This is a genomic window from Candidatus Methanomethylophilus sp. 1R26 (assembly GCF_001481295.1).
GTDB lineage: Archaea > Thermoplasmatota > Thermoplasmata > Methanomassiliicoccales > Methanomethylophilaceae > Methanomethylophilus.
Map to the genome: position 1 here is coordinate 12,433 of NZ_LOPS01000002.1, position 19,705 is coordinate 32,137.

Genomic DNA, 19,705 nt, shown 5'->3' on the forward strand with positions numbered 1-19,705 from the left:
GGAAAAGGAGGGGTTCTGACGGAAGACGATCTGGTCATCGGCAAGAGGCATTTCAAATCCAGGTTCATCCTCGGCTCGGGGAAGTTCTCGCTGGACATGACGGACAGGGTCATCAGGGAGGGCGGCGTGGAGATCGCCACGCTGGCCGTCCGCAGGGTGAACAGCGGGGGCAGGGAGAACGTCCTCGACTACATGCCGGAAGGCGTCACCCTGCTGCCGAACACCTCAGGTGCCAGGAACGCGGAGGAGGCCCTCACCATCGCCCGCCTGGCCAGGGAGCTCGGGTGCGGGGACATGATCAAGATCGAGATCGTCCGCGACACCCGCTACCTGCTGCCGGACAATGCGGAGACCGCGAGGGCCGTCAAGCTCCTGGCCGACGACGGCTTCGTGCCGCTCCCGTACATGATGCCCGACCTGGAGGCAGCAAGGACCATGGCCGCCAACGGAGCGGCGGCCGTGATGCCCCTCGCCGCCCCCATCGGGAGCAACCGCGGCCTCCTGGCCAAGGATTTCATAAAGATGATGGTCGAGGAGATCGACCTGCCGGTGATCGTCGATGCCGGAATCGGGCGCCGTCCCAGGCCTGCGAGGCCATGGAGATGGGATGCGCCGCGGTCATGGCGAACACCGCTGTGGCCACCGCCTCGGACGTTCCTGCCATGGCCAGGGCGTTCAGGCTGGCCATCGAGGCCGGGCGTCTGGCATATCTCTCCGGGCCGGGACGCGTCCTCTCCGACAGGGGCGAGGCATCGAGCCCGCTGACCGGGTTCCTGAGGCAGCGAGATGGCCTACCGCACCGAGTACGATGCATGCGCCTACATGCCGCACATGGAGGCCATCCCCAACGGCATCATGGACGAGGTCATGGATGAGCAGTCCGCGTACGATCCGGGATCGTTCGGCGAGAGGGACGTCAGGCGTGCGCTGGCATCCGACAGGCTCGGCCCGGAGGACTTCGGCGCGCTCCTCTCCCCCGCGGCCGTCCCCTTCATGGAGGACATCGCGGCCAAGGCGAGGGCGGTCACGCGCAGCCATTTCGGGAACTCGGTCTGCATGTTCACCCCCCTGTACGCCTCCAACTACTGCGATAACCGCTGCCTTTACTGCGGGTTCAACCATGACAACGACATCCGGCGCGCCCGTCTGACCCCGGAAGAGGTGGAGATCGAGATGTCCAACATCGCCGCCACCGGGCTGACGGAGATACTCATCCTCACCGGAGAATCCAGGGAATACTCCGATCCCGCGTACATCGAGATGTGCGTGAAGGCAGCGAAAGAGCATTTCTCCAGCATCGGGCTGGAGGTCTATCCCCTGAACTCGGACGAGTACGGAAGGCTGCATGCCTGCGGCGCCGATTACGTCACGGTGTTCCAGGAGACCTACGACCCGGAGACCTACAGGAAGTTCCACACCGGAGGGGCGAAGAGGATCATGTCCTACCGTTTCACGCCCAGGAGAGGGCGCTCATGGGCGGGATGAGGGGCGTTGCCTTCGGCGCGCTCCTGGGTCTCAGGCCCGACTGGAGGAAGGACGCGTTCGCCTGCGGGCTCCACGGGTACCTCCTGCAGAGGAAGTACCCCTGGGCGGAGATCTCCTATTCCCTGCCCAGGCTGAGGCCGTGCAGCAGCCACCCGACCGACGACACCGCCGTCACCGAGAGGGACCTCCTGCAGACGGCGATGGCGTACAGGCTGTTCATGCCGTTCGCCGGAGAGACCATCTCCACCAGGGAGCTGCCGAGGTTCCGCGACGGGATCGTGAACATCTGCGCCACCAAGATCTCCGCCGGGTCGTCCGTCAGGATCGGAGGGCACAGCACGGTGAAGGACCAGGGCGACGGTCAGTTCGACCTCTCCGACAGAAGAGGCGTGGAGGAGGTCGTCCGCGACCTGAGGGCCGAAGGGCTGCAGCCGGTTTTCAACGATTACGTGAGGTCCGACCGATGCTGATCGTCTCCGTCACCGACCGGAAACACTGCGTCCGGCCCCTGGCGGAGCAGATCGAGCTTATCTGCCGCGGCGGGGCCGACGCCGTCGTTCTGCGCGAACGGGACCTGGGACGTGCAGAGTACATGGAGCTGGCACATCGGACCATGGACATCTGCCGGAGCTTCGGGACGGAGTTCATAGCCCACGGCGGGGCGGACCGCGCCGAGGAGCTGGGGGCTGACGGGGCGTGGATGACCTTCGCGGAACTGGAAGAGAAAGGAAGGCCGGCGCATATGAAGGCGGTCGTCTCGGTCCATTCGCTCCTGGAGGCCGCCGATGCCTGCAGACTCGGCGCGGACATGCTCGTCTTCGGCAATGTCTGCGAGACCTCCTGCAAACCCGGGAAGCCTGCCGCCGGGTTCGGGGCTCTGAGGGAAGTATGCGCCTCATCAAGCGTCCCGGTCCTGGCCATAGGCGGGATGGACGCCCCTGCCGCCCGCCTTGCGGCGGAAGCGGGCGCCGCCGGCGTCTGCCTGATGTCCGGGCTCATGTCCGCAGATGACCCAGAGACAATCGTGGCCGGGATCAGAGCATCTTCAGGTCGCCGGTGAACCTGTCGAGCTCGGACTGCTTCTTCGGCCCCAGCCCGAGACAGGTGTACGTCCCGGGCTCCACTTCCGTCCTGCCGGCGTCGCACACCAGGGAGCACGGGATGCCGTTGGCCTTGGCGATCTCCTTGAACTCGAAGAGAGTCCGCTCATCCGGGACCTTCAGAACGGAGATCTTCGCCCCGCCCGAGTCCCAGGCACGGTAATCGGCAGGCGATCTCTTCTCGGCCTGGAGGGCGCAGGAGACGGCCGCATGGCACGCCTGCGCGGCCGTCTTCCCCTTGGACATCTTGATGTCCTGCCTGACGAGGATCACGACCTTGTACTCCCCGCCCCTGTCGAAAAGGATGGACATGAACGCAAGGACGCAGCGACGGCATTATAAAACTGGCGATTGAGGATGCCGGCGCCATTACCCCCCGAACAGGCAACGCGGCCGCCGGCTGCAATCAGTTTATATCCATGTCACAATTGATGAGTGCTTATGATTTCCTCTGGGAAGCGCCGTCCGAAATCTGCCTCCGAGATGATCCGCCAGGCGGACCTTTGGCGCATCGGCGCGACGGGGACCAGAACTACGTGCAGGCGTTCCAGTTCTACAAGAAAGCGGCCTCCCGCGGCACGTCCGCGCCATGTTCCTCCTGGGCACGATGTTCGAGAGCGGGCACGGCACGAAGCAGTCGTACCGCGAGGCCGCCAATGGTACGACCGCGGCTGCGAAGAGGGCGACATAGACTGCGCCGCGGCCATCGCGTTCCTGAGCGAGGCGGGGCTGGGAGTGAAACGGTCCCGTTCGTACGCCATCGAGATGAACGAGCGCGCCGCCACCGCCGGCAACGTGAGGGCGGAGAACAACCTCGGCCTGATCTACCTCGACCCGGACGGAGGCGACCTCAACCTCCACGCCGCCATGACCTGGTTCCAGAAGGGGAACATCTCGGGCTTCGCGCCCGCACAGGTCAACCTGGGGAGGATGTACCAGAGAGGGATGAACGTCAACCGCTCCTGCGGGACGGCCGCCGTCCTTTTCAAAAGGGCGGCGAGGCAGGGGAACACGGGCTCCAAGATCCACCTCGCGAGGCTCTACCGCCTGGGCCTCGGCGTCGACAGGTCCGAGACGGTCGCCAGGCACCTCTTCCTGGAGGCGGCCAGGTGGGGCAGCTCCGGCGCAGGAAGGAGCTGGAGGAGGACGAAGGAGAGCCGGAGGGCCCGAAGTACTGCGCGGCGCTGAAGAGGGCGGAGGACCCGCAGTCCCAGCTCGAGATCGGGCTGGCGTACCTGGACGGCATCTGCACCGGCCAGTCGGTGTACACTGCCGTCTACTGGCTGGAGCAGGCCGCTAAAGGCGGCTCCGAGACCGCCATGTACGTGCTCGGGCAGATCTACGAGAACGGGATCTGCCTCGAGAAGTCCCCGGCGTCGGCCGCCAAGTGGTACAGATGGGGAGCGGACAGGGGCCACGGCCCGTGCGCCTACAATCTGGCCTACATGTACGAGAACGGGATCGGAGGGCCCAAGGACCCGGAGAAAGCCTTCGCCCTCTACAGGAAGGCGTCGGAGGACTCATCATCGGACGAGGATGCGCTTTCGGATGCCCTGTTCGCCGTAGGCTCCATGATGCTCCGCGGGAACGGGACGGAGAAAGACCCGGCAGGCGCAGCCGAGGTCCTGTCGAGGTCCGCCGAGCTGGGACATGCCGGCGCCCAGCTGCTGGCGGGGAAGATCCTCCTGGCATCCGACCGCGGGAAGGCGGTGTCCTTCCTTGAGAAGGCCGCCGAGCAGGGCGACGAAGAGGCCGCCAAGATCCTCTCGGAACTGGAATGACCGGCCGCCGCACCTTTATGCGCAACGTACCCCATAGAAGCAGGATGTGTGGAGCGGGCACCGTCTTAAACATCCTGCTCCGCATTGTTTTTATGCAGGATGACCGCGATACAGTGGCGCAATGGCACTAGTGAACATCGTGTATCATCACTCCGGGGACCCCAAGGCGCCGGAGGGGAAGGACATCAGAAGGAAGTCCGTCAAGGAGATGGACGAGTACATGAACCGTCTCGTCGTCGAGATGAAGTTCGCCGGCGTCTCCACCAAGTACGAGAGCGTGGAGCAGGAGGGCCCCAACGACATCGTCATCAACGGCCGCAGGGTGGAGGATATCCTCGACGGCCTCGAGATCCGCCGCCCGGAGGTCAACGACGAGAACTCCGTTCGCTCGCAGGTCATCGTGGTCACCGAGAGGTCCCCGGACGAATGGAACACCGGGATAATCGAGGACATCTCGGACATCCTGATGAAGAACGCCCTCTCCAAGCGTACGCCGACGCCGATAGCTCCGCATCAAAGAGCTCAGGAACAGCTCCGACTGAAACATCAAGCGGCCGCCGTCCTGGCGGCCACCTTCCCTTTTTTATAAATCCCGTCCAATCCCGAATGCATGTTCGAGATCTCCAAAAGGGACGGCATGGCCCGCATCGGGAAGTTCACCACGACGTCCGGCCGCAGCTGCGAGACGCCTGCTCTGCTCCCGGTGATCAACCCCAAGATAAAGACGGTCCTCCCCCGCGAGCTCTATGACGAGTTCGGTTTCAGGGCGATGATCACCAACTCCTACATCATCCGGAACACCCCGGACCTGAAGGAGAAGGCGCAGTCTGTCGGCCTGCACGAGATGCTGGACTTCCCCGGGATCATCATGACCGACTCCGGAACGTTCCAGAGCCACATGTACGGGGAAGTGGAGCTCACCAACAGGGAGATCGTGGAGTTCCAGAAGTCCATCGGCACCGACATCGGCACCGTGCTCGACATCTTCACCGAGCCTTATTGGACCAAGGAGGAGACGGCGGAATCGATAAAGGAGACCCTGAAGAGGACCGAGGAGGCCGTCTCGCTCAAAGGGGACATGATGATCAACGGCGTCGTCCAGGGATCGGTGTACCCCGACCTCAGGGAGGACTGCGCCCGGAAGATGGCAGCCATGGACATCGACGTCCATCCCATCGGCGGAGTGGTGCCGCTGATGGAGCAGTACCGCTACTCGGAGCTGGTCGACGTCATCATCTCCTCGAAGATGGGGCTCAACCCGAACCGCCCCGTCCACCTGTTCGGCGCGGGCCACCCGATGATCCTCGCCTTCGCGGCGCTCATGGGATGCGACCTTTTCGACTCGGCATCCTATGCGAAATACGCCAAGGACGACAGGATGATGTTCATCGACGGGACGTTCAGGCTGCAGGACATGCAGTCACTGGACTGCGACTGCCCCGCCTGCCGCGGGACCACCCTCCAGGCCCTCAGGGCCATGGGGAAGAACGAGAGGATCCGCCTCATCGCCAAGCACAACCTCTACCAGATCGTCCGCGAGCTGGCACTCGTCAAGAGGTACATCCTCGAGGGCAGGCTCTGGGAACTGGCGGAGGTCAGGTGCAGGGTCCATCCCGCCCTGCTGTGCGGCCTCAGGAGGCTCAGGGAGTACCAGGACTATCTGGAGAAGTTCGACCCGGTCTCCAGGGAGGGCGCCGTGTTCTACACCGGGGTGGAGACCCGCGGCCGGCCGGTGTTCCTGAGGTACGAGAAGAGGATAATGTCCCGCTATGTGCCGAGGACCAAGAAGGCCGCCGTGTTCTACGGGACCGAGGGAAAGCCCTACTCGAGGGTGTTCGTGTCGGATTTCGTCAACGCCAGGAGGCAGGGCTACACCCCGGTGGTGCTCTCCCCCTTCGGCCCGGTGCCGGCGGAGCTCGATGAGCTGTACCCCATCGCCCAGTCGGTGTTCCCGGAGATCGAGGACACGGATACCCAGAACGAGTCCGAAGAGCTCACCATGCAGTTCCTCTCCTCGTTCTTCGAGGAGACTGTGTCGTTCACCGACCTCGAGAAGAAGTTCGGCGGGGAGCCCTCCGAAGAAGAGGTCAGGGAGAACGACATCGAGAGGATCAGGGCCGTCGCGCGCTATCAGTTCGGAACCGATGCCGCCGACGCCCTGCTTGACGGGAAGATAGACTACATCCGCAGCCGCAAGACCGGGAAGATAAGGAACGTCATCGTCGACGGGGAGCATGTGCTCTCCATGCGCGCCGGTGACGGCATGTTCACCTTGAGGATCGAGGGCGCCAAGAAGATCGCCGCGAAAGTCCCGAAGCCGGCCATGCGCGTGCAGGTGGCCGATGATGCGGTGCCTTTCGTCGCCAAAGGGAGGAACGTCTTCGCCCAGTTCGTCCTCGATGCCGACGAGGGCCTGGTACCTCAGGACGAGGCGATAATAACCGACAGCAGGGACAATGTCGTCGGGACGGGCAGGATGCTCCTCGTAAAGAGCGAGATCCAGGCGATGAAGAAAGGCGTCGCCGTCAAGACCAGGACAGGGAAGGAAGAGGGGAAGGACGGCGAGGAGTGAGCCGGCGCTCCGATCCCCTGCCTTCCGCAGAGGAACGGCTGCCCGGCATCTCCCGGCCCTTCCTCAGACGATCTCCTTGCCGGCCATGTAGCTCTGCTGGAACGCGGCGCATTCCATGGCGGCCCCGGGCTCGGCCGCGCCGGCGGCGCAGATGACCTTGGCGAGGCGGACGCCGGGCAGGCACTCGATCCAGCCCTGAAGGCATTTCACCGCGCCTTCGGAGGCATGGTCGGCATCCCTGTCCTCGGACGCCAGGAGAAGGTATACGTCCTTTATGCTGTACTCCGCGCCGTAGAGCGGGTTGGCCCTGTCGATGAGGGTCTTCATCTGCCCGCTGACGCTGTAATAGTAGACCGGGGTGGCCCAGACTATGACGTCGGACCCGCGCATGGCGCTGACGATCTCGGCGGCATCGTCCTTTATGACGCATTTGCCGGTCTGGTTGCAGACGAGGCACCCGTTGCAGAACCCGATCTTCTTACCTTTGAGCGAGACCATCGAGACCTCGTTCCCCGATTCCAGCGCGCCCTTCGCGAACGACTCGGCGAGCTCGTCGGTATTGCTGTTCTTCCTAAGACTGCATTCGATGATCAATATCTTCTTCGGCAACAGGCCATCCCTCCCGGAGCATTGCTAGACCGTACGATATGAAAAACTTATTCGGGGCCGCCGCCGGCGGACCCGGACGGTATCCCGGCGGCCCCCTCGGCCGCCTTGATGCAGGCCAGGAGGTCGTCGGCCGTGTTCCGGAGGGCCCCGGGGGAATCCGAGGCCATGCGGAACGTCACCGTGCTCCCCTCGATGCCCGCTTCGACGTAACCGGCGTTCTCCGGCGACACCGCCGACAGCACCGCCTCGGCGGTCCTGCGGTCCGGATAGGGGAAGCGGATCTCAAGGGAGAGCTTCATGCTCTCACTTCTTCTGGTTGAGGATGAAGTCGCACATCGCCTTCCCGACCTCGGCCGTCTTGAGCTTGCCTCCGAGGTCGGGGGTCACCTGCATGGTGTCGAGGCAGTGCCTGACGGCGGCATGCAGCATCTTCCCTTCCTCGGGGAATCCCTGGTTCTTGAGGAGGAGCTCGGCGGCGAGCACGGCGGCTATGGGGTTGGCCTTGCCCTGGCCCGCGATGTCAGGCGCGGAGCCGTGGATGGGCTCGAACATGCTGAGCCCCTCGGGGTTGATGTTCCCGGACCCGCCCATGCCGAGGCCGCCCTGGAGCTGGGCGCCGAGGTCGGTGAGGATGTCGCCGAACAGGTTGGGGACAGCGACGGTGCCGAAGGTCTCCGGGCGGACGATCATGGCCATGCTCATCGCGTCGACGAACATGTACTCGAGGTCCAGGCCGTACTCCTTGGCCTTCTCGGCGAATATCTCCCTCTGCATCCCGTAGTTGTTGGTGATGACGTTGGCCTTGTCCACCAGGGTGACCTTCTTCTCGCCCCTCTCCTTGGCGTACCTGCAGCAGTAGTCGGCGAAGCGGGTCACTCCCCTGCGGGAGAGCATGCCGATCTCGATGCTGTACTCGTCATCCGCGGACGGGCGGGCCCTGACGTCGAAGTCCATGTCGTAGGATTCCCTCTTGACGCCGATCTTCGCCTCATAGCCGTTGTCCTTCCTGAGCTTCGCTCCGAGGCCCATGTAGAAGTCCTCGGTGTTCTCCCTCAGGAAGTGGATGTCGAAGGGGACCTCCCTCTTGAGCGGGACGTACGGGAACCACGAGGTGACCGGGCGGAGGTTGATGTACTGGTCGAAGACGGCCCTCATCTTCAGGAGGATACCGCCCTCGAGGACTCCGGGCTTGATCCTCGGGTCGCCGATAGCGCCGAAGTAGATGGCGTCCTTCTTCCTGAGGTCGGAGATGTCCTGGTCGGTCAGGAGCTCCTTGGTCCTCAGGTAGCGCTCGCCGCCTATGTCGAATACCTCTCCGTCGAAATCGAACGACGATATCTGGCACAGTGCCTCGAGGCAGTCCGTGCCCACCCTTATCACCTCGGGGCCGATGCCGTCCCCGGGAACTATCGCGAAATGCTTCATCAGAACTTCCCCTCCTTCACCAGGTTGACCAGCCCGCCGGCGTCGATCAGCTTCTGGATGAACTCCGGGTACTTCTCGAAGCTCCATTCTTTGCCGCTGGTCTCGTCGGTGACCTTCCCCTCGGAGATGGACACCTTCACGGTGTCCCCCTCCTTAGCGTCCGCCTTGCATTCCACCAGCAGGAGCCCGATGTTCATCGAGTTGCGGTAGAATATGCGCGCGAACGACTCGGCGATGATGCAGCTGAACCCTGCCTCCATGAGCGACAGGGGAGCATGCTCCCTGGACGACCCGCAGCCGAAGTTCTTCCCGGCCACCAGGATGTCCCCTTTGCCGACCTTCTCCGCGAAGCCCGGCCTCACCTTCTCGAAGATGAAGTCGTTCAGGTGGTCGAGGTTGGTGACGACCAGCCTCTCGGCGGGGATGATCTGGTCGGTATCGACGTTGTCGCCGAACCTCCAAACCTTCCCCTCAACGATTTTAGAAGTCATTGCGAAGCCTCCAGCTGATCGGGGGTGACGATCTTCCCGGCCACGGCCGAGGCCGCGACCACTTCAGGCCCGGCCAGGTACACTTCCGATGCCTTGTCGCCCATCCTGCCGATGAAGTTCCTGTTGGTGCTGGACACCGCCCTCTCGCCGGGCGCGAGGATGCCCATGTAACCTCCGAGGCAGGCCCCGCAGGTGGGGCCGGAGACGTACGCCCCGGCATCGATGAAGACCTCGGTCAGGTGCTCCTCCAGCATCTGCCTGTAGACGCGCTGGGTGGCCGGGACGACGATCATGCGGACGCCTTTCGCCACGTGCCTGCCCCTGAGGATCTCCGCCGCGGCGCGCATGTCCTCGATCCTGCCGTTGGTGCAGCTCCCGAGGTAGGCCTGGTCGATCTTCACGTCGACGTCCTTCACCAGGTGCCCGTTCTCGGGCAGGTGCGGGAAGGCCACCATGCTCTCCAGCTCGGAGAGGTCGTACTTCAGGGTGCGGCAGTAGACCGCGTCCGGATCTGCATCGACGGCCTCGTAGGTCCCGCGCACATCGTTCTTGATGTACTCGCGGGTGCGGTCATCGCAGGGGAAGATCCCGGCCTTCCCGCCGGCCTCGATGGCCATGTTGGAGACGGCCAGCCTGTCGGGCACGCTCATCTCGGCGACCCCGGGGCCGCAGAACTCGAGCGCCTTGTAGGCGGCGCCGTCCACGCCGATATCGGAGATGATCTTGAGGATCAGGTCCTTGCCGCCGACGTTCTTCCTGAACTTGCCGGTAAGCTCCACTTTGATGGACTCCGGCACCTTGAACCACAGCTTGCCGGTGGCGAAGACCACGCCGCCTCGGTAGACCCGATGCCGGTGGACAGGGCGTTGACCGCCCCGTAGGTGCAGGTATGGGAATCGGCGCCGACGATCAGCCTGCCGGGGGCCGCGAAGCCCTTCTCGACCATCAGCTGGTGGCAGATGCCGCCCTCGCAGATCTCGAAGTAGTTGGGGAGGTCGTACTTGGCCGCGAAGTCCCTCATCTCCTTCGCCTGGATGGCGGAGGGGATGTCCTTGTTGGGGACGTAGTGGTCGGGGATGAGGACCATGCGGTCCTTGAACATCTTCTTCTCCGACGGCGCCCTGGCGGCGTCTATCTCCTCGAACTTCCTGAAAGCTATGGGGCCGGTGACGTCGTTCACCATCACGTAATCGACGTCGGCCACCACGATCTGCCCGGCCTTCGCGTCCGTATGGGCGTGGGCGGACAGGATCTTCTCTGCGATTGTCTTTCCCATTCAGCATTCCTTCTTGCGTTTGACGCGGGAGAAGTCGCGGTTGATGGCCGCCATGGTGGCGTCCACCGAGGTCTCCACGATGTCCGTCCCGACGGCCCTCCCGAACGACATCTCCCCGTCGTTCTGGACGTTCTTCATGGTCACCGCCACCTGGCACATCGAGTCCGACTTGCCGGTGATGGCGGAGAGCTTGTACTCCTCCATCGTCATCTTGGGGTTGATGGCCTTCCTGATGGCGTTGACGGCCGCGTTGACGGGGCCGACGCCGGTCTCGGCCACGGTCACCGATTTCCCGTCGGTGCGGGTGATCTTCACGGTGGCGGTGGGGGTGGTGGTCCTGCCGGTGACCACGGTCAGCTCGTCGAGGACACACTCGCGCTTCTCGACCGATTTCTTCCACATGATGTCCTCGGCGATGGCCTCCAGCTCCGCGTCGGTGACGATCTTGCCGGTCATCGACATGCGCTTGACGGCCTCCATCAGCTCGGGCATGTGCTCCTGGGGGAACTTTATGTTCATCTCCTCCAGCTTGCCCTCCACCGCATGCGAGCCGGACAGCTTGCCGACGATTATGTGCCTCTTCGCGCCCACGACCTCGGGCTTGAAGGGCTCGTAGGTCAGGGAGTTGGCCATGACGCCGTGCACATGGATGCCGGACTCGTGCGCGAACGCGTTGTAGCCGACGATCGGCTTGTTGGCGGCCAGGCTGAACCCGGTGATCCTCTCCACCAGGGCGCAGGTGGACGCGATCTTGGAAAGGTCGTAGGTCTTCACGCCGTAATTGGCGTACAGGTTGACGGCGACCTCCTCGAGGGCGACGTTCCCGGTCCTCTCGCCGATCCCGTTCAGGCAGCCCTGGACGATGGTGGCGCCGTTCTCCACGGCGGCCAGGGAGTTGGCCAGGGCCAGGCCCATGTCGTTGTGGCAGTGCACGGAGATGGGGATCTTCAGGGCCGAGTGCAGCTCCTTGATCATGGCCCCGTACGCCTTCGGTATGATGACGCCGACGGTGTCGGGTATGTTCGCGCTCTCCGCCCCGGCATCCTGGACGGCCAGCAGGATGTCCTTCATGAAGTCCATCCTGGTGCGGGTCGCATCCTCGCAGGAGAACATGACGTCCAGTCCGTGCTCCCGGGCGTATTCCACGGTCTCGACGGCCTTGGCCTTGACCTCCTCGGGGGTCATCTTGAGCTTGTACTTCATGTGCAGGTCCGAGGTGGCTATGAACGTGTGGACATAGTCCAGGTCGGAATCGATGACCGCGTCGATGTCCTTCTTCACGCAGCGGGCCAGGCTGCAGACGCGGGCGTTCAGGCCCAGCTTCCCGATCTGCTTCAGGATGTCCCTCTCGATGTCCGAGGAGGCGGCGAAGCCCGCCTCGATGATATCCGTCCCGAGGTCGTCGAGGGCCTGCGCGATGCGCACTTTGTCGTCCGGGTTCAGAGCGATGCCCGGAGCCTGCTCGCCGTCCCTCAGCGTGGTATCGAAGATCTTCACATCTTTGATGGGCCCCACACCAGAGAGCGCAAGCTGGTTGTACTGGCTGACCGCGAACATGTCTTCCGATACCACAGCGCTTTCACTGGTTTGTTGAGTCATTTAAAACCACCGATCCGTCATCATCGACCCGTCAGCGGCGCCGAGATAATTTGGCGCTCCCTGCGGGCGGTCGCGAGGCCGTTCTCACGTGCCTCCGACGGCGATACGGCCCATTTTATAACTCTATAAAATACATCGAAGCCCGCGCGCGGATGCCCGCGCGCAGGCACATAAATTAAAGGGCGTCAGGACGCCCCGGAAGGGATCAGTCCTTCTTCTCTTCCGTTCCCCCGGCGCCGCTGTCCGAGGAGGCTCCCTTCTGCCCGTCCCTGTCCTTCTGGGTCTTCTCCTCTTTCTGCCCGCTGCGGTCGGCGGACCTGAGGCCGAGCTCCTCCTTCTTCTTGGCGTCCCTGTCGGCCTTCAGCTCGCGGGCCGCCTCCTTGTACTCGGCGCGGTATTTCGAGATGAGCTCTTTCCTCTTGGCGATCTCGGCCTTGGTCTTCTCCTTCTCCTCGGCCTTGCGTTCCTTCGGGACCTTCTTCATCTGCTCCTTGCGGTCATCCTTGTAAGCGCGGAGCGCGCTCTTCTCGTTCTCGAATCTCTTCTTCTTGGACTCGACATCGTTCTCGCGGGCCTTCGCCAGCGATTTGTGCCTAGCCGCCGCCTTCTGCTGCTCTGCCATCTGCGGACCTTCGCCTGGGAGATGCACATTTGGCGATATATACCAGACGCTGGAGATTCCGGAGAAACCTCCGATGCATGGGGGAAAATGTAAAGGAAAGAGGTTTTCGCCGCCGGTCCCGCCGGCGGCAGGATCACTCCTTATAGGTCCAGAGGCCGTGCTTGTTGCAGTACTCGTACGCGACGACGTCCTTGGCATCGGTCGGGAAGAACGCCTCGGGCTTGTCCCCGGGCTTGAGGTTCTTCCTCATGTAGATGCCGTCGGCCTCGATAGCGATGAACACGATGTAGTGGTCCTCTTCCATGGGGTGGGCGGCGGATTTGCCGACCTTGACGAGGATCCCTCCGTCCTGCCTGACGATGTAGGGGACGTGCTTGTTCTCATCGGGATCGGCCGTCTGGGCGGTGAGCTTCGCAGTCGCCTGCCCGCAACAGACGGGCGTGCAGTTGCATTTGCCTGTGTACGCCTTCTCGAAGACCTCTCCGCATTTCTCGCATTTGTAGTATTGGATTGCCGTGGTTGCTACCTCCGCGCTCGGAATCTCCTAAGGCGCTTTTAATAACATCACCCGGACCGTTCCCCGGGATGGCCTATGTACAAAGAATGCGCATAACCGGCTGCGCACCGTTTAAGTAAGAACGGCGCCGTCTGTGCCGCAGGTGAACGAGCACGGCAGAGAGCATCATGTCCAAGAACCTGGCCTTCGCGGCCGCCGCCGGGGCGCTGGTGATGGCGGCCTCGGCATTCCTCACATGGATAAACGGTCTGGACGCAACAGGATGGAAGCTGTTCTCTGACTCGCCCGACCTGTACGTCCTCTCCGGCGGGACCATGGCCAAGGCGGGCAGCTTCTGCATGCAGATCCCTGTGTTCATGCTCGCTTTCGGGCTCGCCGCGTTCGTCCTGGAGCTCATCAAGGCCGCCTATCCAGACATACCGCGCGCAGCGGACTCCGTCATCACGTCGACGGCAGCCTTCCTCGGGGCCGCCGGGATCGTATTGGCCCTCCTCTTCGCGTTCTGGGACGTCCTGGGCGGGACCGTGTACATGCTGGACGGGAGCATGTTCTACGGGACGTCCGGATGCACCGCGGGCATCGGCGTATGGCTGGCGCTCATCGGCTCGGCGGCGACGGCCGCCGTCGGGATCTGGCAGGCGGTAACGGCGTTCAGGAGGCCCGCCGACCCTGCGCGGAAGAGGCCAGAGGACCGCGAGGAATGAGGGCCGGAGAGTGATACCGCGGACTACCCCATACTCTTCGGGAAGATCGCCGGGCATGAGGTCTGCGCCGGGAGGCCGTCCTTCGGCGGCGCCTTGGCTGTATCGGACCCGGTCAGCCTGAAGTCCATAGATGCCATCAAGCCCCGCCAGCGCCGCGGAACCGTCGTCCTCGCCGATGCGGGAAGCATATCGTCCCGCAGGTTCGACCCGACGTTCGTGGAGCTATGCAAGGTCCCCGGGAACGATGTCTGGCTCATCGAGTGCATCGAGACCGCGGACGACATCCTGGACGCGTTCCTGCCGGGCCTGGCGAAGCTCGTCATCCCCGTGTCGGGAATCCGCGGGCGCGGGGTCCTGGAGGAGGCGCTGAGCCTCTCCGACCAGTGCGTTCCGCTGGTGTCCGTCCGGAACGGCAGGGCGGACTGGGGCCGCGGAGGCCCGCTGGAAGCGGTGAAGGACCTGGCCGATACCGGATACGGCAAGATCATGGTCTGGGACATCGGCGGGGAGCTCCCCACCGGGATTCTGGGAGTCCGCTTCCCGCGATGCCTCGATAATCTCTTATGTCCCGGGTTCCAGGAGGCTCACGGACGACGTCCTCACCGACGTCCTCCCGCCCGTTCCAGAAGCTCTTGGGTGAACTCCCCCGAGCGTCTGCGGAAGTACTCCCTGTCCCCGCGGTCGGTGCCCCCGAGGCACAGGTCGCCGGCCCATTCCGAGCCGGCCGCGGCGGCGAACGACCTGAACACCGACAGCACGCATCTGAACGACGGGACGTCGGATCCGCCGCAAACCAGCCCGGCGGCGAGGGCCGGATGGCGGAACCCGTGCATGTGCCAGATCCAGTCGAAGCGGTCCAATGCTATTTTAATGGCCGAGGACGGGCCGCTGAAATGCACCGGGGACGACAGGATCAGGAGGTCCGCCTCCGAGAAGGCTTCGTAGACGGCGTCCATGCCGTCCCTCTTCGTGCATCCCTCTCCGCCGAAGCACCCGCCGCATGAATCGCAGTGGGATATCGCCAGCTCGGACGGGCGGATGACCTCGGCCTCCCACCCGGCCTCCCTGAGCACATCCTCTGCCCCGGAGCACATGGCGGAGGTGAAACCGTCCCTTCTGCCGCTTCCGCAGAGCACGAGCGCGCGCATGGCCGCTGTATCCGATGGACGGCTTTTATAGTTTCATACCTTAGCGTCGGAAGGCGATATCACGGAGGAATTCACGAAGGCCAAGTCGATGAACTTCCCCAGGACGACCGTCTTCGGCCACGGGGTCCTCAAACAGACTGCTGAGATCTGCGATTCCCTTCTCTTCGGGGAGGACGGCATCATCATCACCGGCAGGAAGACCTACGAGGCGGCCGGGAAGATGGTGGAGGACATCGTCTCCGAGAAGTACAACGCCATCCCCGTCTTCACCGGCGGATGCGACAGGGAGAGCGTAGATGCCGCAGAGAAGGCCGCCAAGGAGGCCAGGGCATCGTTCATCCTCGCGGTCGGCGGCGGCAGCAAGATCGACACCGCCAAGATGATCTCGAAGGACCTCGGCATACCGTTCGTGAGCATACCTACATCGATAGCCCATGACGGCGTGTGCTCGGACCGCGCATCCATGAAGGACGAGACCGGGAACCCTCTCACCGTGAGGGCGGAGCCCCCGATGGCGGTCATTGCCGACACCGAGGTCCTGGTGAAGGCCCCCTACAGGTACCTGGCATCCGGGTGCGCGGACGTGATATCCAACAAGACCGCGCTGAACGACTGGAACCTCGCCAGGAAGATAAAGGACGAGGAGTTCAGCAATTCCGCGTACACCATCGCGGACTACGCGGCGGAATCCATAATCCGGGATTCGGACAGGATAAAACCGGGGCTGGAGGAGAGCGTCTGGCTCGTCCTCAAGCCCATCATCGCCTCCGGGGTGTCCATGTGCATAGCCGGGACGTCCCGGCCGACTAGCGGCTCGGAGCACATGTTCTCGCATGCGGTGGACCTCCTCTTCCCGGGGAGGGCGCTCCACGGGGAGCAGACCGGCGTCGGCTGCATAATGATGACCTACCTCCAGGGAGGGGACTGGAAGCGCATCAGGGACGCCCTGGCCAACATCGGAGCCCCCACCACCGCCGCCGGCATCGGGCTGACGCCCGAGGAGTGCGTGGAAGCGCTGGTGAAGGCCAACAAGGTGAGGAAGGACAGGTACACCATACTGGGCGAGAACGGACTTACGCGCAACGCCGCCTACAACCTGGCCAAATCGACCGGAGTGATCTGAGGCTGACATCATGATACTGTTGACGCTGATCGGCAAGGAGAGGGCAGAGGCCGGCAGGCGCTTCGTCTACATCGGCCCCGAACCTGAGTGCAGCGAATGCAAGGTCAGGGACATCTGCCTTAACCTGGAGAAAGGCTCCGAGTACATGGTCAGGAAGCCCAGCGCCCGGTGCACGAATGCGCCCTCACCGGGGAGCAGATGCAGGTCGTAGAGGTGGAGAAGGTCTCCAGGGAAGGGTCCGTGGACACCAAGCTGGCACTCGAAGGCGCCACCGTCCAGTTCAAGGCCGCCGCCTGCGGGCAGACCGGATGCCCGCATTACCTCCAATGCAACCCGCCCGGGATCGAGGACGGGACCAAGGTGACCATTGAAAGGACGGAGGGCAAGGCAGACTGCCCTGTCGGTCTGAACCGCACGTTCGCCGTCCTGAAATGAGCGCGGAACGCGACCGTCCGGCGCAACCGCTGCTCCGATCATATGACCCAGATTGCAGAGGAATACTATGGAACTTCAGCATGACAAGCCGATGAGAAGGGCCGACAGGGAGGTCCCGGCGGCCGATGCCGAGAGAATCCTGGCCGGAGCCTCCTTCGGGGTACTGTCGGTGGCGACCCCGGACGGCTGGCCGTACAGCACCGCCGTCAACCACGTTTACAGGGACGGCAGGATATACTTCCATCATACAAACTCGGAGGACAGCCTCCTCAACGCCTGCCTCAGGGACGGGGCCAGGGTCTGCTTCACTGTTGTATCGAGGTCGCATGTGGTCCCTGAGAAGTACACTGACCGCTACGAGAGCGCGGTGGCGTTCGGCACCGTCCGCAGATGCCCCGACCAGCACGAAGGATGGATGGCCATCTGCAAAGGGCTGTCCCCCGGGTGCGGGGACACGTGGGAACGGCAGGCAGAATCTGGGAGCAGACGCGCCTGGGTCTGGGAGATCGACATCGAGCACCTGACCGGCAAGGCCAATCCCGTGAGGGAATGAACGCCTGAGTTCGCTGCAGCAGAACAGCAGAAAACGACAGAGAAAGATGATGAACGGACGGCAGGGTGATGCCCCGCCGCCCGGAAATGGTTTTCCTGAGGATCTCCCGGCGGGGCCCGCTCAGAACTTCTCGCCGGTGATGCGCTCGTACATGTCGACGTAGAGCTTGCTCACGCGGTCGATGATCTCCTGGGGGAGAGCAGGTATGTCAGGCTCCGGAAGGCCCTTCTCGCGGGCGTCGTAGAGCGCCTTGTGGTAGCCGGTCTCGCGGTAGTACTGCCTGACGAATTCCTTGGAGAGCTCGACGATGTTGCCCTTGGCGTACTCGTCGGCGTCCCACCAGCGGTCCTCGTCGAGAGTGCCGAAGGTGTCCACGACCATGAGCTTCCTGTCCTTGTCGTAGCCGTACTCTTTCTTGCCGTCGCAGTGGATGAGCCCCCTCTTGGCGGCCTCTTTCGCGATGATCTCATCGATCTTCAGGGTGGTGGCGACGATCTCGTCGTATTCGCTGTCGGTCAGGCCGGCGATCTTCTTCGCTTCGGCCGTCGTGAGGTTCCTGTCGGTGGCCTCCAGTTTGGTGGTCGCCTCCACGTAGGGCTGGGGGAGCTTCTCGCCGTACTTCACCTCATGGCCCTTGGGGAACCCGAGGTCCTCGGCCTTGATCTTCCCTGCTTTGACGCGGTCCATCAGCGAACCGGCGGCATAATGCCTGCAGATGATCTCCAGGGGGATGAGGTAGTTGGTGGTCTTGCTGTTGATCTGGGAGTAGTCCCTGATGACGCGGACGCGCTTGACATCCATCCTGTCCTTGGCAGGCTCGGAGATGTAGTGGTTGTAGATCCCGTTGTCGTTGAGGACCTTGAACCAGTACTTCGCGGTGCGGCACAGGGTCTCGCCTTTGTGGGGGACCATAGAAGGTATGATCTTATCGAAAACGGAAATGTGGTCGGTATAGGCGAACTCCAGGGTATCGTCGTCGATCTCGTAGACCTCTTTGACCTTGCCGGTCATGATCTTCTTCATGTTTCGGGCCATCTGCTACAACATATTTATTCCCAGCCGAAAGACGGGCCGCCGATGCCTGCCGGAAAGGACGGTGATCCGGCGGCCGTGTTAATAAAATTCAGATTGGCCGAAAGTACGTCATATTTTTTGTAATGATATGACATTTACAAAATATGATAGTAGTATGAAGATAATTTGAATTAAATCGGCTTTATGAAGTTAAAGATAACATCAAATTCTATTTAATAGTTCATCGCGATTACGTATCCAACCTCCAGATGGGAGGGATGGAAGTGATACCAAATGGAAACCAAGATCGATTCCCGTATCATCGGGATTATCGCGGTCATGGGCATCATGATGGTCGTCGCTGCGATTTTCATGAACTGGATTGCAGTCGACGATGCATACCTCGGATACAGCGGGCTCCAGATCGGAGACCTCGTTGACGGCGGGGACTATGACGATTGGCAGCAGAACGTTCCCCTGATCGTCTTCATCCTCGGAATCATCATGCTCATTCTTGAAATCATATCTCTGATCATGCCTGACATGTCCAAGAAGATCGAGGCGATCATGCCCTCGCTCACCTTCATTTTCGGCATCGTCATAATCATCCTCTGCGCGCTCTTCGCATGCTGGGACCTGTTCGACGAGCACACCGTTCTGCTCGTGACGACCGACCCCTACGATGCAGGCGCCGGATGCTGGACTGCCCTCGTAGGTGCGGTCATCTGCGTCATCTGCAACCTCGGACAGGTCATCGCGACCGTCAAGAAGAAGGAGGCCTGAACAATGGCGAAGCTCAACATTGAAATCAACAAGGCAACGGGGACGCTTGCGCTGATGGGCATCATACTGATGGTGTTCTCGGTCCTTATGACCTGGCTCGATGTCAATACTAACCCTGACATTTCCGCAACCGGCATAGACCTGTTCAGCAACGATGATCTCGACGACTGGCAGTCTAACATCCCCATGATAGTCACCATCCTCGGTGTCATCATGCTGATCCTCGAGTTCGTCTCCATCCTCGTGCCTAACATGTCCAAGAAGATCGAGGCCTCCATGCCCCTGATCGTCTTCGTGTTCTCGCTGATCTCCATCATCCTGTTCGTGCTCTTCGCGACCTGGGATGAGATCGACGACCCTGTACAGGTCGGCGGCGGAGCCTACGCGGTCCTCCTGGGAGCTATCATCTGCCTCTGTGCAACCGCCGGACAGGCGTTCGCCATCCTGAAGCAGAAGACCCAGTAAGTC

General features: G+C 62.6%; 21 protein-coding genes and 4 pseudogenes. 13 read left to right on the top strand and 12 right to left on the bottom strand.

Going from position 1 to position 19,705, the window contains the following annotated elements:
- Window positions 1-15 precede the first annotated feature (15 nt).
- The 3 genes and pseudogenes from AUQ37_RS00595 to AUQ37_RS00605 form a co-directional block, all read left to right on the top strand.
- A pseudogene (locus AUQ37_RS00595) lies at window positions 16-776 on the top strand (thiazole synthase); the annotation flags it as partial.
- A gap of 10 nt (window positions 777-786) precedes the next feature.
- Window positions 787-1,955, top strand: a pseudogene (gene thiH, locus AUQ37_RS13285) (2-iminoacetate synthase ThiH).
- On the top strand, window positions 1,949-2,545 hold the full coding sequence (locus tag AUQ37_RS00605; protein ID WP_058746980.1) for a thiamine phosphate synthase: 597 nt from the start codon (window positions 1,949-1,951) through the stop codon (window positions 2,543-2,545). Before thiH ends, AUQ37_RS00605 begins: the two are co-directional and overlap by 7 nt.
- Here AUQ37_RS00605 and pth2 read toward each other — a convergent pair.
- Window positions 2,520-2,897 carry a peptidyl-tRNA hydrolase Pth2 gene (pth2, locus tag AUQ37_RS00610; protein WP_058746981.1) on the bottom strand — a complete coding sequence of 126 codons (378 nt, stop codon included), beginning with the start codon at window positions 2,895-2,897 and terminating at the stop codon, window positions 2,520-2,522. The genes AUQ37_RS00605 and pth2 overlap by 26 nt on opposite strands.
- A gap of 423 nt (window positions 2,898-3,320) precedes the next feature.
- Between pth2 and AUQ37_RS10400 the strand changes: the two genes are divergently transcribed.
- From AUQ37_RS10400 to tgtA, 4 genes are all read left to right on the top strand, one after another.
- On the top strand, window positions 3,321-3,773 hold the full coding sequence (locus AUQ37_RS10400) for a tetratricopeptide repeat protein (RefSeq protein WP_058746982.1): 453 nt from the start codon (window positions 3,321-3,323) through the stop codon (window positions 3,771-3,773).
- A complete protein-coding gene (locus AUQ37_RS10405; RefSeq protein WP_058746983.1) occupies window positions 3,695-4,366 on the top strand; it encodes a tetratricopeptide repeat protein in 672 nt (223 codons plus the stop codon). Before AUQ37_RS10400 ends, AUQ37_RS10405 begins: the two co-directional genes overlap by 79 nt.
- Window positions 4,367-4,487: 121 nt before the next feature.
- Complete coding sequence (locus tag AUQ37_RS00625; RefSeq protein WP_201013597.1) at window positions 4,488-4,955, top strand: hypothetical protein; 468 nt, start codon at window positions 4,488-4,490, stop codon at window positions 4,953-4,955.
- 21 nt (window positions 4,956-4,976) lie between these two features.
- Window positions 4,977-6,938, top strand: coding sequence for a tRNA guanosine(15) transglycosylase TgtA (gene tgtA, locus AUQ37_RS00630; RefSeq protein ID WP_058746984.1), 1,962 nt, complete (start codon window positions 4,977-4,979; stop codon window positions 6,936-6,938).
- Window positions 6,939-7,001: 63 nt separating this feature from the next.
- Here tgtA and AUQ37_RS00635 read toward each other — a convergent pair whose 3' ends face one another.
- The 8 genes and pseudogenes from AUQ37_RS00635 to AUQ37_RS12735 form a co-directional block, all read right to left on the bottom strand.
- Complete coding sequence (locus AUQ37_RS00635) at window positions 7,002-7,547, bottom strand: flavodoxin family protein (RefSeq protein WP_058746985.1); 546 nt, start codon at window positions 7,545-7,547, stop codon at window positions 7,002-7,004.
- Window positions 7,548-7,594: 47 nt separating this feature from the next.
- Window positions 7,595-7,846 carry a KEOPS complex subunit Pcc1 gene (locus tag AUQ37_RS00640; RefSeq protein ID WP_058746986.1) on the bottom strand — a complete coding sequence of 84 codons (252 nt, stop codon included), beginning with the start codon at window positions 7,844-7,846 and terminating at the stop codon, window positions 7,595-7,597.
- A gap of 4 nt (window positions 7,847-7,850) precedes the next feature.
- On the bottom strand, window positions 7,851-8,972 hold the full coding sequence (locus tag AUQ37_RS00645) for an isocitrate/isopropylmalate dehydrogenase family protein (protein WP_058746987.1): 1,122 nt from the start codon (window positions 8,970-8,972) through the stop codon (window positions 7,851-7,853).
- Window positions 8,972-9,463, bottom strand: a complete 492-nt coding sequence (locus AUQ37_RS00650) for a 3-isopropylmalate dehydratase (RefSeq protein ID WP_082662312.1) — start codon at window positions 9,461-9,463, stop codon at window positions 8,972-8,974. Before AUQ37_RS00650 ends, AUQ37_RS00645 begins: the two co-directional genes overlap by 1 nt.
- Window positions 9,460-10,739: pseudogene (locus AUQ37_RS00655) on the bottom strand (3-isopropylmalate dehydratase large subunit). Before AUQ37_RS00655 ends, AUQ37_RS00650 begins: the two are co-directional and overlap by 4 nt.
- Complete coding sequence (locus tag AUQ37_RS00660) at window positions 10,740-12,311, bottom strand: 2-isopropylmalate synthase (protein ID WP_235584758.1); 1,572 nt, start codon at window positions 12,309-12,311, stop codon at window positions 10,740-10,742.
- 232 nt (window positions 12,312-12,543) lie between these two features.
- Window positions 12,544-12,960, bottom strand: a complete 417-nt coding sequence (locus AUQ37_RS00665; RefSeq protein WP_058746988.1) for a hypothetical protein — start codon at window positions 12,958-12,960, stop codon at window positions 12,544-12,546.
- Window positions 12,961-13,093: 133 nt separating this feature from the next.
- The gene (locus AUQ37_RS12735) at window positions 13,094-13,471 is read right to left on the bottom strand and encodes a desulfoferrodoxin family protein (RefSeq protein ID WP_058746989.1); all 378 of its coding nucleotides are present in this window, start codon (window positions 13,469-13,471) and stop codon (window positions 13,094-13,096) included.
- Window positions 13,472-13,644: 173 nt separating this feature from the next.
- Between AUQ37_RS12735 and AUQ37_RS00675 the strand changes: the two genes are divergently transcribed.
- On the top strand, window positions 13,645-14,181 hold the full coding sequence (locus AUQ37_RS00675; protein ID WP_058746990.1) for a hypothetical protein: 537 nt from the start codon (window positions 13,645-13,647) through the stop codon (window positions 14,179-14,181).
- A 23-nt stretch (window positions 14,182-14,204) separates the two neighbouring features.
- Here the strand turns inward: AUQ37_RS00675 and AUQ37_RS13290 are convergent, their stop codons facing one another.
- Both AUQ37_RS13290 and AUQ37_RS13295 read right to left on the bottom strand, forming a co-directional pair.
- Complete coding sequence (locus AUQ37_RS13290; RefSeq protein ID WP_058746991.1) at window positions 14,205-14,681, bottom strand: hypothetical protein; 477 nt, start codon at window positions 14,679-14,681, stop codon at window positions 14,205-14,207.
- A 99-nt stretch (window positions 14,682-14,780) separates the two neighbouring features.
- A complete protein-coding gene (locus tag AUQ37_RS13295) occupies window positions 14,781-15,329 on the bottom strand; it encodes a flavodoxin family protein (protein WP_058746992.1) in 549 nt (182 codons plus the stop codon).
- Between the two features lie 58 nt (window positions 15,330-15,387).
- Between AUQ37_RS13295 and AUQ37_RS00690 the strand changes: the two genes are divergently transcribed.
- From AUQ37_RS00690 to AUQ37_RS00705, 3 genes and pseudogenes are all read left to right on the top strand, one after another.
- Complete coding sequence (locus AUQ37_RS00690) at window positions 15,388-16,452, top strand: NAD(P)-dependent glycerol-1-phosphate dehydrogenase (RefSeq protein WP_082662314.1); 1,065 nt, start codon at window positions 15,388-15,390, stop codon at window positions 16,450-16,452.
- A 10-nt stretch (window positions 16,453-16,462) separates the two neighbouring features.
- Window positions 16,463-16,887 (top strand): annotated as a pseudogene (locus AUQ37_RS13190) (UPF0179 family protein).
- A gap of 67 nt (window positions 16,888-16,954) precedes the next feature.
- Window positions 16,955-17,440 (top strand): pyridoxamine 5'-phosphate oxidase family protein, encoded by a 486-nt coding sequence (locus tag AUQ37_RS00705; protein WP_058746996.1) that lies wholly within the window; start codon window positions 16,955-16,957, stop codon window positions 17,438-17,440.
- A gap of 120 nt (window positions 17,441-17,560) precedes the next feature.
- Here the strand turns inward: AUQ37_RS00705 and AUQ37_RS00710 are convergent, their stop codons facing one another.
- Window positions 17,561-18,463 (bottom strand): phosphoribosylaminoimidazolesuccinocarboxamide synthase, encoded by a 903-nt coding sequence (locus AUQ37_RS00710; protein WP_058746997.1) that lies wholly within the window; start codon window positions 18,461-18,463, stop codon window positions 17,561-17,563.
- Between the two features lie 285 nt (window positions 18,464-18,748).
- Here AUQ37_RS00710 and AUQ37_RS00715 point away from each other — a divergent pair, with 285 nt between their 5' ends.
- Together AUQ37_RS00715 and AUQ37_RS00720 are read left to right on the top strand one after the other, a co-directional pair.
- On the top strand, window positions 18,749-19,237 hold the full coding sequence (locus tag AUQ37_RS00715; protein ID WP_058746998.1) for a hypothetical protein: 489 nt from the start codon (window positions 18,749-18,751) through the stop codon (window positions 19,235-19,237).
- 3 nt (window positions 19,238-19,240) lie between these two features.
- Window positions 19,241-19,702, top strand: coding sequence for a hypothetical protein (locus tag AUQ37_RS00720; RefSeq protein ID WP_058746999.1), 462 nt, complete (start codon window positions 19,241-19,243; stop codon window positions 19,700-19,702).
- Window positions 19,703-19,705 lie beyond the last annotated feature (3 nt).

Coding starts and splice junctions, on each gene's coding strand:
- AUQ37_RS00605 (WP_058746980.1), top strand. CDS start 1,949: ATGCTGATCGTCTCCGTCACCGACCGGAAACACTGCGTCCGGCCCCTG.
- pth2 (WP_058746981.1), bottom strand. CDS start 2,897: ATGTCCATCCTTTTCGACAGGGGCGGGGAGTACAAGGTCGTGATCCTC.
- AUQ37_RS00625 (WP_201013597.1), top strand. CDS start 4,488: ATGGCACTAGTGAACATCGTGTATCATCACTCCGGGGACCCCAAGGCG.
- tgtA (WP_058746984.1), top strand. CDS start 4,977: ATGTTCGAGATCTCCAAAAGGGACGGCATGGCCCGCATCGGGAAGTTC.
- AUQ37_RS00640 (WP_058746986.1), bottom strand. CDS start 7,846: ATGAAGCTCTCCCTTGAGATCCGCTTCCCCTATCCGGACCGCAGGACC.
- AUQ37_RS00645 (WP_058746987.1), bottom strand. CDS start 8,972: ATGAAGCATTTCGCGATAGTTCCCGGGGACGGCATCGGCCCCGAGGTG.
- AUQ37_RS00650 (WP_082662312.1), bottom strand. CDS start 9,463: ATGACTTCTAAAATCGTTGAGGGGAAGGTTTGGAGGTTCGGCGACAAC.
- AUQ37_RS00665 (WP_058746988.1), bottom strand. CDS start 12,960: ATGGCAGAGCAGCAGAAGGCGGCGGCTAGGCACAAATCGCTGGCGAAG.
- AUQ37_RS00675 (WP_058746990.1), top strand. CDS start 13,645: ATGTCCAAGAACCTGGCCTTCGCGGCCGCCGCCGGGGCGCTGGTGATG.
- AUQ37_RS13290 (WP_058746991.1), bottom strand. CDS start 14,681: ATGTCCCAGACCATGATCTTGCCGTATCCGGTATCGGCCAGGTCCTTC.
- AUQ37_RS13295 (WP_058746992.1), bottom strand. CDS start 15,329: ATGCGCGCGCTCGTGCTCTGCGGAAGCGGCAGAAGGGACGGTTTCACC.
- AUQ37_RS00705 (WP_058746996.1), top strand. CDS start 16,955: ATGGAACTTCAGCATGACAAGCCGATGAGAAGGGCCGACAGGGAGGTC.
- AUQ37_RS00710 (WP_058746997.1), bottom strand. CDS start 18,463: ATGAAGAAGATCATGACCGGCAAGGTCAAAGAGGTCTACGAGATCGAC.
- AUQ37_RS00715 (WP_058746998.1), top strand. CDS start 18,749: ATGGAAACCAAGATCGATTCCCGTATCATCGGGATTATCGCGGTCATG.
- AUQ37_RS00720 (WP_058746999.1), top strand. CDS start 19,241: ATGGCGAAGCTCAACATTGAAATCAACAAGGCAACGGGGACGCTTGCG.